Annotated in this window: 15 protein-coding genes; 9 read left to right on the top strand and 6 right to left on the bottom strand. The window is 62.9% G+C overall.

Features of this window, described 5'->3' with window-relative positions; all coding sequences use genetic code 11:
• Window positions 1-102: 102 nt before the first annotated feature.
• Window positions 103-1,281: a 3-dehydroquinate synthase II gene (locus NGM68_RS05060; protein ID WP_252700559.1), complete on the bottom strand. Its 1,179-nt coding sequence runs from the start codon at window positions 1,279-1,281 to the stop codon at window positions 103-105.
• Between the two features lie 185 nt (window positions 1,282-1,466).
• On the opposite strand from NGM68_RS05060, the gene NGM68_RS05055 reads away from it, so the two are divergent.
• From NGM68_RS05055 to NGM68_RS05045, 3 genes are all read left to right on the top strand, one after another.
• Window positions 1,467-2,045: a hypothetical protein gene (locus tag NGM68_RS05055; RefSeq protein WP_252700558.1), complete on the top strand. Its 579-nt coding sequence runs from the start codon at window positions 1,467-1,469 to the stop codon at window positions 2,043-2,045.
• Window positions 2,046-2,490: 445 nt separating this feature from the next.
• The gene (locus tag NGM68_RS05050; RefSeq protein ID WP_252700557.1) at window positions 2,491-3,846 is read left to right on the top strand and encodes a RimK family alpha-L-glutamate ligase; all 1,356 of its coding nucleotides are present in this window, start codon (window positions 2,491-2,493) and stop codon (window positions 3,844-3,846) included.
• A gap of 102 nt (window positions 3,847-3,948) precedes the next feature.
• A complete protein-coding gene (locus NGM68_RS05045) occupies window positions 3,949-4,548 on the top strand; it encodes a DNA-3-methyladenine glycosylase family protein (RefSeq protein ID WP_252700556.1) in 600 nt (199 codons plus the stop codon).
• 68 nt (window positions 4,549-4,616) lie between these two features.
• On the opposite strand, the gene NGM68_RS05040 is transcribed toward NGM68_RS05045, so the two are convergent.
• Window positions 4,617-5,312 (bottom strand): DUF2391 domain-containing protein, encoded by a 696-nt coding sequence (locus NGM68_RS05040; RefSeq protein ID WP_252700555.1) that lies wholly within the window; start codon window positions 5,310-5,312, stop codon window positions 4,617-4,619.
• A gap of 360 nt (window positions 5,313-5,672) precedes the next feature.
• On the opposite strand from NGM68_RS05040, the gene NGM68_RS05035 reads away from it, so the two are divergent.
• Window positions 5,673-6,203 (top strand): metal-dependent hydrolase, encoded by a 531-nt coding sequence (locus tag NGM68_RS05035; RefSeq protein ID WP_252700554.1) that lies wholly within the window; start codon window positions 5,673-5,675, stop codon window positions 6,201-6,203.
• A gap of 129 nt (window positions 6,204-6,332) precedes the next feature.
• Here NGM68_RS05035 and NGM68_RS05030 read toward each other — a convergent pair whose 3' ends face one another.
• Together NGM68_RS05030 and NGM68_RS05025 are read right to left on the bottom strand one after the other, a co-directional pair.
• Window positions 6,333-7,028, bottom strand: a complete 696-nt coding sequence (locus tag NGM68_RS05030; protein ID WP_252700553.1) for a phosphoribosyltransferase — start codon at window positions 7,026-7,028, stop codon at window positions 6,333-6,335.
• A gap of 103 nt (window positions 7,029-7,131) precedes the next feature.
• Complete coding sequence (locus NGM68_RS05025) at window positions 7,132-7,290, bottom strand: hypothetical protein (protein ID WP_252700552.1); 159 nt, start codon at window positions 7,288-7,290, stop codon at window positions 7,132-7,134.
• A 146-nt stretch (window positions 7,291-7,436) separates the two neighbouring features.
• Between NGM68_RS05025 and NGM68_RS05020 the strand changes: the two genes are divergently transcribed.
• Together NGM68_RS05020 and NGM68_RS05015 are read left to right on the top strand one after the other, a co-directional pair.
• Window positions 7,437-9,332, top strand: coding sequence for a glycoside hydrolase family 2 protein (locus NGM68_RS05020; protein WP_252700551.1), 1,896 nt, complete (start codon window positions 7,437-7,439; stop codon window positions 9,330-9,332).
• A gap of 237 nt (window positions 9,333-9,569) precedes the next feature.
• Window positions 9,570-10,451 carry a coiled-coil protein gene (locus NGM68_RS05015; RefSeq protein ID WP_252700550.1) on the top strand — a complete coding sequence of 294 codons (882 nt, stop codon included), beginning with the start codon at window positions 9,570-9,572 and terminating at the stop codon, window positions 10,449-10,451.
• Between the two features lie 49 nt (window positions 10,452-10,500).
• On the opposite strand, the gene NGM68_RS18170 is transcribed toward NGM68_RS05015, so the two are convergent.
• Window positions 10,501-10,632 (bottom strand): hypothetical protein, encoded by a 132-nt coding sequence (locus NGM68_RS18170; protein WP_256469937.1) that lies wholly within the window; start codon window positions 10,630-10,632, stop codon window positions 10,501-10,503.
• Window positions 10,633-10,672: 40 nt separating this feature from the next.
• Here NGM68_RS18170 and sppA point away from each other — a divergent pair, with 40 nt between their 5' ends.
• The 3 genes from sppA to NGM68_RS05000 all read left to right on the top strand — a co-directional run bounded on the left by sppA (window position 10,673) and on the right by NGM68_RS05000 (window position 14,173).
• Window positions 10,673-11,674 (top strand): signal peptide peptidase SppA, encoded by a 1,002-nt coding sequence (sppA, locus tag NGM68_RS05010; protein WP_425493613.1) that lies wholly within the window; start codon window positions 10,673-10,675, stop codon window positions 11,672-11,674.
• 287 nt (window positions 11,675-11,961) lie between these two features.
• Complete coding sequence (locus NGM68_RS05005) at window positions 11,962-13,299, top strand: DUF373 family protein (RefSeq protein WP_252700548.1); 1,338 nt, start codon at window positions 11,962-11,964, stop codon at window positions 13,297-13,299.
• A 148-nt stretch (window positions 13,300-13,447) separates the two neighbouring features.
• Window positions 13,448-14,173, top strand: coding sequence for a diphthine--ammonia ligase (locus tag NGM68_RS05000; protein WP_252700547.1), 726 nt, complete (start codon window positions 13,448-13,450; stop codon window positions 14,171-14,173).
• A gap of 31 nt (window positions 14,174-14,204) precedes the next feature.
• Here NGM68_RS05000 and NGM68_RS04995 read toward each other — a convergent pair whose 3' ends face one another.
• Window positions 14,205-15,362: an AI-2E family transporter gene (locus NGM68_RS04995; RefSeq protein ID WP_252700546.1), complete on the bottom strand. Its 1,158-nt coding sequence runs from the start codon at window positions 15,360-15,362 to the stop codon at window positions 14,205-14,207.
• Window positions 15,363-15,481 lie beyond the last annotated feature (119 nt).

The following is a 15,481-nucleotide window of genomic DNA, read 5'->3' as shown; positions in this document are numbered from 1 at the left end:
GGTCGCACCACCAACTCCTGACCGCACCACCACTCCGATGCCTCGAGTTCTGGCCCGAAACGAGGAAAATAACCGACTCGAGCCCGATTCGACTATCGAGAACTACTTTTCGATGATGCTCTCTTCGACGGCTTCGCCGAAGTGTCGGGCCGTGTCGTCGTAGTAGAGGCGAACCGCGTCGCCTGGTGAGAGATCGGTAACCGCACGGCGGCCGTCTTTCGTCGAGACTTTGATCGTCTCGGCGTTCTGCAGGAGCGTCTCGATGTGATCGCCACCGTCGGTCTCGAGCGCCACGCGGAACATCGGCCGTTTCTCGATTTTGACCCGGCCAACGATCGCTTCGCGGGTGTGGCCGGCGGTGTCGATGACCTGAACCTCGTCGCCGCTTCTGAGCTCGGAGAGGTACTTCGTACCGCCCTCGGGCGTCCGGACGTACGCGTGGACGGCCCCCGCGTTGACCCGGAACGGGCGGGAGGCAACGTACGGCGACTCGGCCGTTTCGGCGTGGACGAACACCAGGCCGCGTGACATCGACCCCACGAGCATCCCCTCGTCGTGGTCGAACAGGCTCCCGGTATCCACGCAGACGCGGTCGGCCGAGCCGACGGGTTCGATCTCGGTCACCGTTCCCCACTCGAGGTCGAGCGATTCCCGTTCGGCGGCGTCGCGAACGTCGACCGTACGGCGGATTTCGTCCGGGTCGTCCGTATCGACAAGGACGGCGTCTGCTCCGATCTCGAGCGTTTCGAACGCCGTCTTCGCCTCTTCGGCGGTCGTGACGCCGGCGACGAGCGTCGTTTCCTCGCCGATGCGGGCGATCAGGTTCTCGAGCGGGATGATCGTCCAGTCCTCGCCGATGACGATCGTGTAGTCGGCCACCTCAGCGGCGGCCTCGGCGAACGTTTCGTAGTCCTTCCCCCGGATGCGGACGTACGCGCCGTGAGCGACGGGGCTACTGCGACGGAGCGTCGAGAGATCCGCCGATCCGGAAAAGTCGTTGGGGAGGTCGATGGTGCCGTCACCTTCGCCCTCCTTGCCGGTGACGAATGCGTCCGGCTGGCTCTCCGGTTCCGGATCCTCTGCGTCGTCGATCAGGGTAACGTCCCCGTCGGTACGGAAGGCAGCGACGGAGATGTCGCCAAGCTCGCGTACTCGTTCGGTGTCCTGTTCGTCGACGAGCACCCAGTCAGCGCCGGCCTCGAGGGCGGTCGTGATCCGCTTGCGTCGGGCGTCCCAGTCACCAACGGTGTCGTCGGCTTTCACCCAGACAGCTCTGGTCATAGCTCGACTCTCGAAGGGAAGTGGCTTGAACGTGGCGGATTTGTCAGGCCTCGCCATCGTCTTCCGTAGCGACGGATGTTCGAAAGCGGTGCGTTTGTGTATAAAATCCCGTTAGTAATGATAGTAATCATAGTAACGATACTTTCCCAGATGTCACTAAGGAATTGGGTTCCCTATCGTCTCGTATGACGCGGAACACCGCACCCCAAAACGGGTCGTCCGTCGAGCAGGTTGCCCAGCAACTGGGCTGTCCGGACGTCACCGAGGTCGCTCGAGCGGTCGCCGACCACGCCGATACGGTACTCGATTGTGAGTACGATCGAGCGGTGCTCACGGTCGCCGCCTTCCGACTTGCTGCTACTCGCGGCCGCCATGGGTCGTTCGATCTCGAGGCTGCCTGCCGCGAGTTTTCGGTCGAACCAGCGGACGTGACCCGTGCGAAAGCGACGCTGTCGGCGACGCTTCAGCCGCCAGCGGACGAGGGTGAAATAAGAACCCTCCGCCGAGCGGTCATCACCCTCCGCGAGATCCACGCCATGATCGAGGCGGGCCGAACGAACGCCCCGTCTCGCCCCGGCAGCTCACTGGAGGGGCTCGACCCGGCACTCGCGTCGCTCCTCGAGCAGCCCCTCGACCGGATCGACCAGGCGACGCTCGAGACCCACATCGAGCGCCTCGAGGCCGACCTCGAGATGGCGCGACTCGGCACCGAGCTGTACGCCCTGGTTCATCCTGCGGAGGAGGGTGGATGCACAGAGCAATGAGCCAGACCCGAGTCCCGCGATGGTGGACGTCTCGAGTTCGACGATATTGTGTCGTCGCTCGAGTCCCGCAGTGGTCGGGGAAGCCGCCACCGCGGCAGCGACGACCGCTTTCAGGCGAATCGACACCGATTACGCAAATCGGTTGATCCATTACACCACCCCGTTGACGCTTCGTCGAGGCGAGTTCGTCACTTCCGCACCGAATTCACCTCGACACCGACCCTCCCCTCCACGCTAATCATCATCGCCACAACTCCCACTACCTCCCCAGACGACCACACTACAATCAGGGCACGGCCCATTTCAGCTGACTGCGCTCCCCTCACTCGAGCAGTCAGTGAGAACAGGTGAAATCGCCAAGAACCGCAGCTTTATTGTCCGCAACGCCCACGGATCCCGCCGATAACTGATAACGCTTTTCCGGGTGCCCAGAGAGTATGAATCTATGACAGTCGACGAGTCCGTCACAGTGGGGGTACTGAGCTTGCACACGAGCAAGGAGTCGAAGGCGATTCTCAACGCAGTCGAAGCACTGGGTCACGACACGGCGTGGCTTCGCGAGGAAAACACCACGCTTAGCGTCGAGGGGAACGAGGTCGTCATCGATCCGGACGTCGACGTGGTCGCGAATCGCATGCTACTCTCGAATACGGAACAGCCCTGTGAGGAACTCGGACTGGCGGACACGCTCAGCCGTCTCGTCCCGATGCTCAACGAGCCAGCGACGACGCTGACCGCCTCGCACAAACTGGCGACCGCGGCCGCACTCACCACCGCAGATATTCAGGTGCCGGACGTCTACCTCTCGCTCAGTACCGAGAAGCTGAACGCAGCTCGAGACCGTTTTGGCGAGGAGGCCGTCTACAAGACGGCGATCGGCACGCACGGCGGGGGTACCTGGAAGGTCGGCCCGAACGAACACGTCAACGCCAAGGTCGGCAACCGGTATGCGTTCTTGCAGAAACTCATCGATCGGGACGGCGAGCGACATCGCGACCTCCGCGTCTACGTCGTCGGCGACGAGGTCGTCGGCGCGATGTACCGCTACGCACCCGACAACGACTGGCGGACGAACGTCGCCGTCGGCGGGTCGGTCGAAGATGCGACCGATTCCCTCCCCGACGAGGTCGCAGAAATCGCCGTCGATGCCTCCCAGGTGATCGGGCTCGATTACGCCGGCGTCGACATCGTCGAGGGCGAGGACGGCTGGTTCGTCCTCGAGGTGAACCCCACGGCCGGCTTCAAAGGCCTCTTCGAGGCGACCCACGTCAGTCCCGCGCCCTATATCGCGAAACTCGCTATCGAACGAGCGGGCGGCGAGGTAGACGAGGGTCGCGTCTGGGAACTCTCGGCGAACCTCGACGACTCCACGCCGACGGCGATGCCGGACGTCACCCGACCCGGTACCGGCGAACCGGCGATCATCGGCTACACCGAGGAGATCGTCCTCTCGGGAACGAGCGGGTCGAAGACCGTCTACGCCAAATCCGACACGGGAGCGACCCGGACGAGCATCGACACCCGCCTGGCAGCCGACATCGGTGCCGGCCCGATCAAGTCCATCACGCGCGTGAAATCCGGTAGTCGAAAGACCTCCAAGAGCCGGCCCGTCGTCGACATCGTCGTCGGCGTCGGCGGGAACCAGCACACCGTCACCGCCAGTGTCGAAGACCGAAGCCACATGGACTATCCAGTCATCCTCGGCCGGGACATCCTCGAGAACTACCAGGTCGACGTGAGCCGCCGAGTCGACCGGGACGCTCCAGACAGTCCCGAAGAAGAAGAAGAGCAACTCGAGTAGGGGTCGCCCAGCCGACGTTCTCAGACCCGAGAGGGCGAGTAACACCCTCACGCACCGCCTCGAACAACGGATTTTTGCACCCGCCGCCCCAGAACGGTACCAGTGACCACCACCGTACCCAAGACCGTCCTCCGAAACGATCCCATCCTGGAACCGATCGTGAACCGATTCGATCCCCACCCGCTCGACCCTGACGTCGACGAGTTCGAGCGACTCGTGGTCTCGATCATCAACCAGCAGCTATCGACGGCGTCGGCGATGGCCGTCCGCGAACGCGTCTTCGACGTGCTCGAGCACGAGGTGACGGTACAGCGCGTCCTCGACGCCGACGACGAGGCGCTGCTCGAGGCCGGATTGAGCCGGCAGAAACTCGCGTACGTCCGCAACGTCGCCACGGCGTTCCGCGAGAACGATTTCACCCGGGAGGGGCTCGCCGACCAGTCGAACGACGACGTGCGAGCGGCGCTGACGGCCATCACGGGCGTCGGCGACTGGACGGCCCGGATGTACCTCATGTTCGTCCTCCAGCGACCGGACGTCCTCCCGCTCGGTGATCTGGCGGTACGACGTGCCATCGAGTTGTTGTACAACGACGGGAACGACCTCTCGAGAGACGCGATGCGAGAAATTGCCGAGCCGTGGCGACCGCATCGGAGCCTGGCGAGTCGGTATCTCTGGGCGTACTACGAATCCGATAGGTAGCGTCGCGATCGCATCCGACCCCGACTGGGGAACGCAATTGACGTGTTACGGGGGTACGACGTTCACTGTCAGCTTTCACTGCCGCCGAACGCGTCCAGATTGCCGACGGTTAGATCCGTCCCTTTGCTCTCGCCGGGGAGGATATCACCCAGCGATGCACCGAGGGCAGCGGCGGCCCAGATGACGGTGATACGGCCGACCATCGCAAGCATGGAGGGGTCGTCCACAAAGAGACGGCCCCAGCCGACCATAAGGATCGTGGTGACGACCAACGAGACGGCCAGCACGCCGGTGAGCCGTCGCGGGACAACGCCGAAAATCGGGTTAGTGACCTTGACTTCGCGGATATCCACGGCGTACAACAGTCCGGCGGTGAGAGCGATCACGAACGCGATGTTTGCGAGAAGAAAGACCGGAATACCGGCGACCAGAACGTCGACCAGGTGATCTGCAATCTCGAAGACGCCATCCTCCACGAGGAGTGGCAGTGCGAAGATAATGCTGCCCACGGCTGCTTCCCCGACGTCGCGGCTCGTGTACTTCGTGATTCGCTGTTCGAGTGTGCGCGACCCAGGGAGCTGTGTAAGCATCCGTTTCGTCTCCTCGATCTCTCCATGGTGCTGTTCGTCGACGGTGTCCTGCAGTTTTCGCAACTGCTCGACGATCGTTTCGACAGCAACCCCCTCACCGCCGCCATCGGTCTCGGCTATGCGTTTCTCAGTAGCCTCGAGACCATCCTGTCGTTCGGAGTCCCTCCTCGTCATGGACACTCAAATTCACAAGTGGAACTAAACAATTGTCGTCTACGCTCGTCGTGTCCCGGTTCGGGTCTCCTCCCCTCTCATCGGGACAGATGGAGACACGTACCGCCGAGTGCGACCCCGTGGCGAGCGCTCTGCCGTAAATTGTTACGACAGTCCCTATCACTGGCCCGCAACATGGACGATTTACTACAATACCTAAAGTGATTAACTATACTTAGTATAGTTATTTCAGCCAGTAACGATCAGCGATGGGCCTCCCGCTCGGGGCGGGACTCCTTCCTCGAGGAGAAACGAGCTGGCTGAAACGGATCGCCGCTCCAGAGCTATACCATTTTTCGACTCGCCCCCGTACACCGAAACGTGCAACCGTTCGTCCATCCCGTCGTCGGGTACCTCTGCTACGTAGCGTACGCTCGATTCGCGACCGGCGAAGCGCCCCGAGAGGCGCCGGTTCTCGCCGCCCTCGTCGGTGCGACCCTTCCGGATCTGATCGACAAACCACTCGTGGCTGTCGGTGTCGTCGACGTCGGGCGAACGATCGGCCACTCGGTAGTGGCAGCCGTCCCGCTCGTCCTCGCCGTCTGGTTGGTGGCGACTCGAGTCGATCAGCGGGAACTCGGAATCGCGTTCGCAATCGGCTACGCCTCGCACCTGGCCGCTGACGTGCCGTGGCACCTGCTCGCGGGTGAGTACGACGAACTCGGCTTCCTCCTCTGGCCGATTACCAATATGCCCGAATACACCGGTGTCAAACCGCTCGGGACGATCGGTTCGGTCGCCGTCACGACGCTGTGGCTCGAGGCCGCGATTTTCGTCGCCGGCGTCGTCCTCTGGTGGCACGACGGCCGCCCGGGCCTCGGGCTGGTTCGTCGGTGGATGCGCGGTTCCTGAATCTCGATTCCAGTCGAGGTCACGGCCTCTCGCTGGCCCGTATCGACGTCAGTGGACGTGAGGGGCGGAAAATCGAACCGATAGAGGGAGAAATTCAGCTCACTCGAGTGATAACCGGCGATAATCAGCTCACTCGATCAGCATCCACTCGCCGGGGGCGGTCATTTCGACGACCTCGCGCCGTTCCATCTCGGTCAGCACCTCGGTGAGGCGGTTGGGCTGGGCGATCTCCATCTCGATGCGGTCGACGTCGTGATACGCGTTGAGATAGTGGCGGACGTCGGCCTTCGAGAACGAGTCCTGGTCGGCCTTCTCCATGACGCCCGAAACGAGGTCGATCATGTCCTCGATGAAGTTCCACGGGTAGACGACCCAGGCCCACTCCTCGAGCTGTTCGCCGACGTAGTCGGGTTCGAACTCGCTGGTCTGGAGTAACTGGAGGGTCGCCGTCCGGACGGTGTTCGCCTCGCGGTCTTCGACGTACTCCTGAGCGCGCTTGATCGAGCCGCCGGTGTCGGCGATGTCGTCGATGATCAGGACGTCCTTTCCCTGGACGCTGCCTTCGGGCATCGGATAGCGGATGGTCGGTTCGCCCGATTTCTCGGCGGTACCGACGTAGTGTTCCATCTTCAGGCTCGTCAAATCGTCGAGGCCGAGGAAGTCACAGATGCATCGGCCTGCGAACCAGCCGCCTCGAGCGAGTGCGACGATGACGTCTGGCTCGAACTCGTCCCGCCGGACGTCGTCGCTGACGTCCCGACAGAGGCTGTAGATGTACTCCCAGTTCGTGATCGTGCAGTTGAAGTCGTCCGGTAGGTCGGACATTGCGTGTGGCCACCTAGGTCGAAACGAGGGTGTCGTCCCTCTTAAGTCGGCTGAATCGGATCGGTCGCTCGAGCGCGTATCGTCTCGAGAACCCCCACCGCCGTTAGACTCGCTCCTCGTTGACCACAGTCACCGTGACGGCCTCGCAGGAACACTCGTACACGCGACGGGTACCTCCCGCGGTCGTCATCGTCAACTGGAGCTGATCGTCCGCGAGTGGTTGGTCACACCGATAGCACGTACAGGCGATGGACTCGAGCATACTCGAGTGGAGAATCGACAGCACCCTTAACGTTCGCCAACAGGAGAGTGAAAGTGAAAGTGGTTGCCGTCTGCGCGTCAGCCCACGCAACGACCGCTCGCACACGTCGCAACACCTATTTGGCCCCCGTTCAGTGATCTGTGGTAATGGCTGGCAAGTGGATGGCTGGCATCGTCGACTCGTTCGTCGACGGCGGGCCACCGACCCTCGAGCACGTTCGCCCCGTCTCCGTCCCCGGTCGACCGACGGGGCTGGCTCGAGAACACGATTTCGACGACGAGCTGATCGCGTACCGAACGACGTTCGCGGATCCGCGCACTACGGACGACGATCGGACGCTACTTGCCCTCCGCGGGACGGCAGGGTTGACCGGCGTCTGGATCAACGGCACCGAACAGGACGTCGATCCGGACGAGCCGTACTTCCTGCCGACTCGACTCGAGTTCGAACCGAACGTGGAGAACGAACTGATCCTGTGTTTCGATCCGGCTCGAACGCCCGGCGGGATCTACGACACCGACGAGGTTCCACCGGCGTACGGACTCCCCGGGATCTGGTGGGGCGTGGATCTCCAGGTCAGGCCACGGACGTTCATCAGCGACTTCGCGGTCACACCGCGGCTCGAGGGACAGGGGCAGGGCGAAGACGCGTTCATCGACGTCGAGATCACCGTCGACGTGGGCGACGAACCGATCGACGATTCGATCACCCTCTCGCTCCGCCCGGAGGGCTTTCGCGGCGGCGGGACGATGGGTCGGGTAGCGATCGAGGCCGACGCAGGCGAACGGGCGACGGCCTCGACGACGCTCGAGGTTCGCGACCCGGCGCTGTGGTGGCCACGGGGGTACGGCGACCAACACCGATACACCGTGCGAGCAAAACTCGGGGCCGATTCGACCGAACGAGTCGTCGGACTGCGAACGATCGAGGAAACCGAGGACGGCCTGGTGGTCAACGGGCGTCCGGTTCGGGCTCGTGGTGTTTCCCGCCTCCCGGGGAACGACACGCGGGCGGACGCCGAACGGGCGGCCGAACTGAATGCGACGCTCTTACGCGTGCGTGGTCACGCACCACGTCCCGCCCTGTACGCAGCGTGTGACGAACTCGGGCTCCTCGTCTGGCAGGATCTCCCGGTGAGCGCCTCCGCGCTCGAGGTCGAAAGCGGGAAGCGCCACGTGGCGGCGATCACCGACCGCTACGGTGCGCATCCGAGTCTGGCCCTCGTCGGTGTGCAGAACGAACCGGTCGATCCCTTCGAGAAGCCCCTGGGGAGTGGCTCCCGCTCGAGGCTGGCGTTTCGGTGGCGAACCTGGCGCACCGGGTTCGATGGGAGTACGGCGGCGGCAGTCGCCGACATCGTTCCCGACGAGTACGTCGCAGTACCGGTCACGGGCGCACCAGGACTCGAAGCCACCGCGACGACGCTCTTCCCGGGCTGGCAGTACCTCGACGCCACCGACATCGAGAGGCTCCTCGGTCGTTACCCGTCACTGGGTTCGTACGTTGGAGCCTTCGGCGCGGCATCGATCACCACCGACGAGGTCGACCCTGGCGTCGTTCCCGGCGTCGATCCGTCGCTGCTCGAGCGACACGCCGATACCGTGGACGCCTCGCTCGCGTATCAGGCGACGACGATACGCACGGTTGCGGAGGCGCTCCGTCGCCACGAGAGCACGCTGTTCGTCGCCGCCACGCTTCGTGATACGGGGCCGGGAGGCGGGAGAGGGATGGTCACCCACGACGACTCCACAAAACCGGCGTTCGATGCCCTCTCGTCGGCCTACGAACCAGTTCAGGCCGTTGTCGATCGGCTTCCGAAGGGGGGTGAAGAGGTGCCCATCACGCTGGTCAACGATACGTCGACACTGCTCGAGACGACGGTATCCTGGCGTGCAGGGGATCGTTCGGGTGACACGTCCGTGACGGTAAACGCGATGGGGGCAGCCTCGGCGGGGTCGGTCGACGTACCGCCGAACGCCGACGCCGTCGAACTCAGTGTTGAACTGGACGACCGGTCGGTACACAATCGATATGATTTATAAGAGCACCGCGCACCTCCATGTGGGTTCTCCACACGGTTTCAGGCCCCCTGCTAACGATTTTCACAGTCGAGTACACCGGTACATTTAAATGGTGTGCGGCAGTAGTAGCCGATACCAGAACGCCATCGGGGCGCGTATCGCTCGACGATCGATGACAGGAAATCTTATTCACCGGGTTTCGCCAGTCGTGAGCGGTCGTGCCGGCCGATGCGGGTATGGCACAGAGGGTAACAACACATGGTAGACGAATCGAAAAACATCGACCTTACAGACGAAGATCTCGAGAACGACTCCAAAGGGCAGCTCATCAAAAAAGCTGGGCAGCTCCGAGACCGACGAAACGACCTGAATCAGATGGCCTCCGAGCGCGCCGGCAAGCGCGACGAGCTCAACGCAAAGACGCGCGAGAAAGTCGACGAGGCCCAGGAACACCGCGAGAAACGCGACGAGCTCAACGAGCAGGTGCAAGAGCACAAAGAAAAGCGTAACGAGCTCAACGCCGAGGCCAACAAGCTCTTCGACAAAGTCGAGACCCTGAAATCGGACATGGAGCTCGACGAGGGCAAAGACCTCGAGGAACTCGAGTCCGAAATCGAACAGCTCGAGTTCAAACAACAGACCGAAGTGCTCTCCTCGGAAGAAGAGCGCGAACTGATCGAGAAGATCGAGTCCAAACGCGAGGAGTACGCCGAGCGCAAGGACAAACTCGAGGACAACGACGGGCTCGAAGAGCTCGTCGAGGAAGCCGAGGAAGTACGCTCGGACGCCTCTCAGCACCACCAGAAGGTGACTGAACTCGCGGACAAGGCCCAGGAACACCACAACCAGATGATCGAGGCCTACCGCGAGGCCGACGACATCCGCGACGAGGCCGACGAGATGCACGAGTCCTTCGTCGAGGCCCAGGAGGCCGCCGACCGTCACCACGAGGACTTCGTCCGCGTCCAGAAGCGCCTGCGCGAGATGGACAAGAAAGAGGAGAAACAGCGCCAGTCCGCTCGCGACAAGAAGAAGGAGGCGGCCAAGGAAGAGGCCGAGGAGATTTATCAGAAGTTCAAGGAGGGCGAGACCCTCGACACCGAAGACCTGATGAAGCTCCAGAAGACCGGCCTGCTCTAGGTCGATTTCGCTGTTCTCGAGATTTCCGTTTTTCACGCCTCGAGCGGCGCTACTCGTTGCTCGATCCAGACAGCCGCCGTTCGACGGTCGCTTCAGCCGACCGCTGACAGAGCGACTGCGCTCGAACGCGGTGGGTTTCGACCGGGCCCGTCGGGATTGCCAGGCCAGGACTACCAATCATTATCGGGATGGGCGTCCCACCTACGCCGTATGCATCACAGGTGGTTTCAGTGAATCGAGTCGCTCGAGTCGCCCTCGTCGTCATCGGAACGCTTCTCGTCACCGTTCTCGCCGTTATCGTGTTCGTCATCGTCCCGGACACGCTCGCACAACTGCTCGGCATCGTCCTGGCGATCGTCACGGTAAGCATCGGCATACGATTCGTCGGGAACCTCGCGACCACCCTGTTTCCACGCTACAACGTCGCCGAGGTCGCCGTCGAGGGGCCGATCACCCGGAACGGCGGTGGTGGCCCGATGCCGACGAGCCCGCGATCGACGCCCGCAGACGACATCGTCGAGCAGATCGATCGGGCGAACGACGACGGCAACGTCGACGCTCTCCTGGTCAAACTCAACACCCCCGGCGGCGAGGTCGTCCCAAGTGACGACATCAAACTCGCTGCCGAACGGTTCGACGGGCCGACGGTCGCGTACACGACCGACCTCTGTGCCAGCGGCGGCTACTGGATCGCCAGCGGCTGTGACGAACTCTGGGCGCGCGACGCCAGCATCGTCGGCTCGATCGGCGTCATCGGCTCGCGCGTCAACGCCACCGAACTGGCCGAGAAGGTAGGGCTCTCCTACGAGCAGTTCACCGCCGGCGAGTACAAAGACGCCGGGCTCCCGATCAAGGAACTCGAGGACGACGAACGCAAGTACCTGCAGGGAATCGTCGACGGCTACTACGACTCGTTCGTCGAACGGGTGAGCGAGGGGCGCGACCTCGACCCCGACCTGATCAGGGAGACCGAAGCGCGAATCTATCTCGGCACGGACGCCAACGAACTCGGTCTCGTCGACGCACTCGGGACGCGAGAGGACGTCGAACGCGTCCTCGCCGAGCGCCTCGAGATCGATTTCGGGGAAGTCGCCGTCGAGGAATTCGAACCGGAACGGCCGCTGATGGCCCGTCTCGGTGGCGGTGCCCAGTCGCTCGCGTACTCGTTCGGTGCCGGCGTGGCTGGTCTCGCCGACGACCGTGGATTCAGGCTACGGCTCTGACCTGATTACCCGCCGGGTTCCATCCGGTGACGGCCACATCGATCGGCCAGGACGATGGTTCGGGGTTGGAAGAGGATACTCGTGTGGCAACGGTGTCCTCGAGGAGATTTCGACGAGAAGTCAGCCCAGATAGATGACAGTCCGGAGATATGACTGCCCGGAGAGATACCAGCCCGACGAAAACCCCCGCTCGTACGTCACGTTGCGCCACACATGGTGATAGATTACCGGCGAAACCACCCGAACGAGTGAGTGGTTTTATCGTCGCAGAGAATGCATCGGCAACCGTGACAACGCTGGTGGTCTGTCTCGACCGAACCGACGACGTCGGCCGCCGAACCGGGTTGCGGACGCCGATCGTCGGCTGGGAAGCCGTCCGCGCGCTCGTGACCGACGTCGGGCTCGCCGATCCGGAGGACTCGGGGGTGAACACGCTCCTCGAGTCCCTGCGGGTCGCCCAGAGCCTTCGCGACGACGACGAGGAGACCGTGGTCGCGGTCGTCTCGGGCGATCGAGACTCGATGGTGTCGGCCGACAGGGCCGTCGCCCACCAGCTCGACGAACTCATGGCGGAGTACCAGCCCGACTCGGCGATCGTCGTCATCGACAGCGCCGAGGACGAACGGCTCGTTCCGATCGTCGAAAGCCGGGTGCAGGTCGACGCCGTCGATCGCGTGGTCGTCCGCCAGGCGCGTGACATCGAATCGACGTACTATCTGCTCAAGCAGTTCCTGGCTGACGAAGAGCTTCGCCAGACGATCCTCGTTCCGCTCGGGCTCACGTTGCTCGTGTTCCCGGTGCTGGCGACGTTCGTCGGCCCGGCCGAGGGGGCAGCGACGATCACGGCAGTCATCGGTCTGTTCTTGCTGTACAAAGGATTCAGCATCGACGAACTGCTCGCCGGCCTGGGGAGACAGCTCAAAGACTCGCTGTACTCCGGGCAGGTGTCCATCGTCACCTACGTGGTCGCCATTGGCCTCTCCCTGGTTGGGTTATTTATCGGGGCACTCGGCGTCTCGAACCTCGGAGAGACACAGGGAGCGGTCGTTCCAACGATGCAGTTCGTCTTCGACAGCGTCCCCTGGCTCGCCGCGGCCGCCCTCACCGCGAGTGCGGGGCGGCTGTTCGACGAACTCATTCGCGAGGAGCCCCTCCGAAGTTCCTATCTCCATCTGCCGTTTCTCGTCGTCGCCGTCGGACTCGTCATTCGCGGGTTCAGTGGCTTTTTCCTCGAGCAACAGGGGCAGATCGATCCGTTCGTCATCCCCCAGGTAATGGTGGACGAACAGTGGGGAATTCAGAGCTTCCCACTCACGTCCGGCCAGCGGCTGGCCATGTTCGTCAGTTTCGGGTTCGCATTGAGTTTGATCGGGGTTCGCATCGCCGCCCGCTATGCGGAGACACCCATGGAGCGTCAGGACGACTTGAGCGGGGCGTCGTCCGGTAAAAAGACACAGACGGTGCGAAACGAGGCCGAGCTGACCGACGGTGGCTCGAAGGCAGCAGAAGGGGAAGCCGACGAGGACAACAGAGCAGAATCCGATGACGGTGAGAAAGCGGAAGCCGAAGACGATGTGATGGATCACGACGAACTCGACGAACTCGACGAACTCGACGAGGAGTAGGGGCCACCAATAGGGAGTGCCATCGTTCTCACCCACGTCCATCACGGGCGGCGATTGGGTTTTCCAGCCGAATACTACTGGGAATACTCGTTCGACCAGAGCGAGGTGAACTCGTCACGTCTTTGTCCGCAGACCGAAAACGACGGGTATGACGGACGACAGTGGCTCGTGGGTCGGGCTCTTCTCCGGAGGGAAAGACTCCGCGTGGGCAGTCTATCAGGCGCTGGAGAGAGGCCTCACGGTGAACCGCCTCGTCACGGTACACCCGGTCGGGGACTCCTACATGTACCACGTCCCGGAGACGAAGCTGACGGGACTGGTTGCCGAGAGCATGGGCATTCCCCTGGTCGACGTCGAACCCGCCGACTTCGAGGCCGAGTCGGCGATCACCTCGAGCGAGCAAGGGGACGACGAACTCGAACCACTCGAGGCAGCCCTGGAGACCCTCGACGCCAACCTCGAGGACGGCATCGCTGGCGTCACCGCTGGGGCCGTCGAGAGCGAGTTCCAGACGAGCCGAATCGAAGCGATGTGTGAGCGCCTCGGCTGTGATCTGTTCGCACCGCTCTGGCGGGAGGATCCGCGCGAACTCGTCGACGCGATGCTCGAGGCGGGATTCGAAATCGTCATCGTACAGGTCGCAGCGGCGGGCCTTGACGAATCCTGGCTCGGGCGCACCCTCGACGCCGAGGCGGTGGCTGACCTCGAGGCGCTTAACGAACGCTACGGTGTCCACCTGCTGGGGGAAGGCGGCGAGTTCGAAACGCTGGTCGTCGACGGCCCACACATGCAACGGCGGCTGGCGCTCGAGTACGAAACCGAGTGGGATGGCACGCGCGGCCGGATCCGCGTGACGGACGCGAGCCTCGAGTGAAGACGGGAGACGACGCCCGAGGAACGGGGACTCAACCGGTTTCTACATCTGTACCGTCGTCAGGATCAGTTCCGACCCCATCGAGTTGCTGTTGCACCATCGGTTGTTCGTCGCGCGCTGCCTCGGCGAGCGCCTCCCTGGGCTCGAGGTTTCCATAGGCCTCCCCGAAGACGTTCAGTCCGGCCTTGAACACCGCTAGCAGGACGGGGCCAAGGAACAGCCCCATGATCCCGAGCAGGTAGATACCGCCGATGACGCCGATGAGAACGACTGCCGGGTGCAGCCCAGAGCTTCGATCGACGAAAATCGCCCGCAGGTAGTTGTCGACGATCGAGAGGACGGCGATTCCGTAGAGCAATAGCACGGTTGCCAACATCGGTTCGCCGGTAGCAAACAGATACCCAACGGCGGGGCCCCAGACGAGCCAGACCCCGATCGCCGGCAAGAACGAGACGACGATCATGACCATCGTCCAGAGCGGCACGTTCGAGACGCCGACCAGCCAGAGCCCGATCCCACCGAGGATTCCCTCGGCGAGGGCGACCAGCACGTGACTCTTGATGACCGCCCAGGTGACGACGTTGACTTCGTCGAACAGTTCGTCTCGGACGACGGGATCGATCGGTGCGACGGCGCCGACCCACTCGACGAACGTGTCGCCGTCGACCAGCAAGTAATAGAGCAAAAACACGAGCACGAGCAGGCCGATGCCCATCTCGATCCCCATGTTCAGGAGGCGAAGCGACTCGCCGACGACGATGTCGATGGCATCGGTGATGACGTCAGGCTCCAGCGTCGAGCGGATCTGTCCCTGGAGATCCGCAATCGTCTCGTCTTCGAGTCCCAGGTCACGCCCCAGTGCCTCGAGTTCATCGAGGGCGGCCGGGCCGTCGAACTCCGAGAGGAACGAAAACACGGTCTGAAAGACGATCACTGAAAAGACAAACAGGGGAACGACGGCTGCAACCATGGCGACAGCGGTGAGAACAAGTGCGACGAGTTTCGAGCGATGCCGTTCAGCCAGCGGGACGGAGTCGAGGGTAGCCTCGAGGCGTTTCTGGGTCGGGTAGAGGACGAACGCGAGAAGACCGGCCGCCATCACGTACGGAAACAGGGGAAACACCATCAGCGCGGCGATGTAGCCGAGGATCACCAACAAGAGCGCAAAAAACCCGGTACGAACGTCCATGCGATGTGCTGTCGGGTCACCACCATAAGTGTTGATCTTTTTCGAATGAAGAGATGGGGTTTCCTCGAGATGGAGTCGAGTTCAGATCCGTTCTACGGCCCCACACTTACCCGACAACG

The organism is Natronosalvus vescus (assembly GCF_023973145.1).
In the GTDB taxonomy this organism is placed as follows: Archaea; Halobacteriota; Halobacteria; order Halobacteriales; family Natrialbaceae; genus Natronosalvus; species Natronosalvus vescus.
This window is presented reverse-complemented; position numbering and strand designations above follow the sequence as displayed.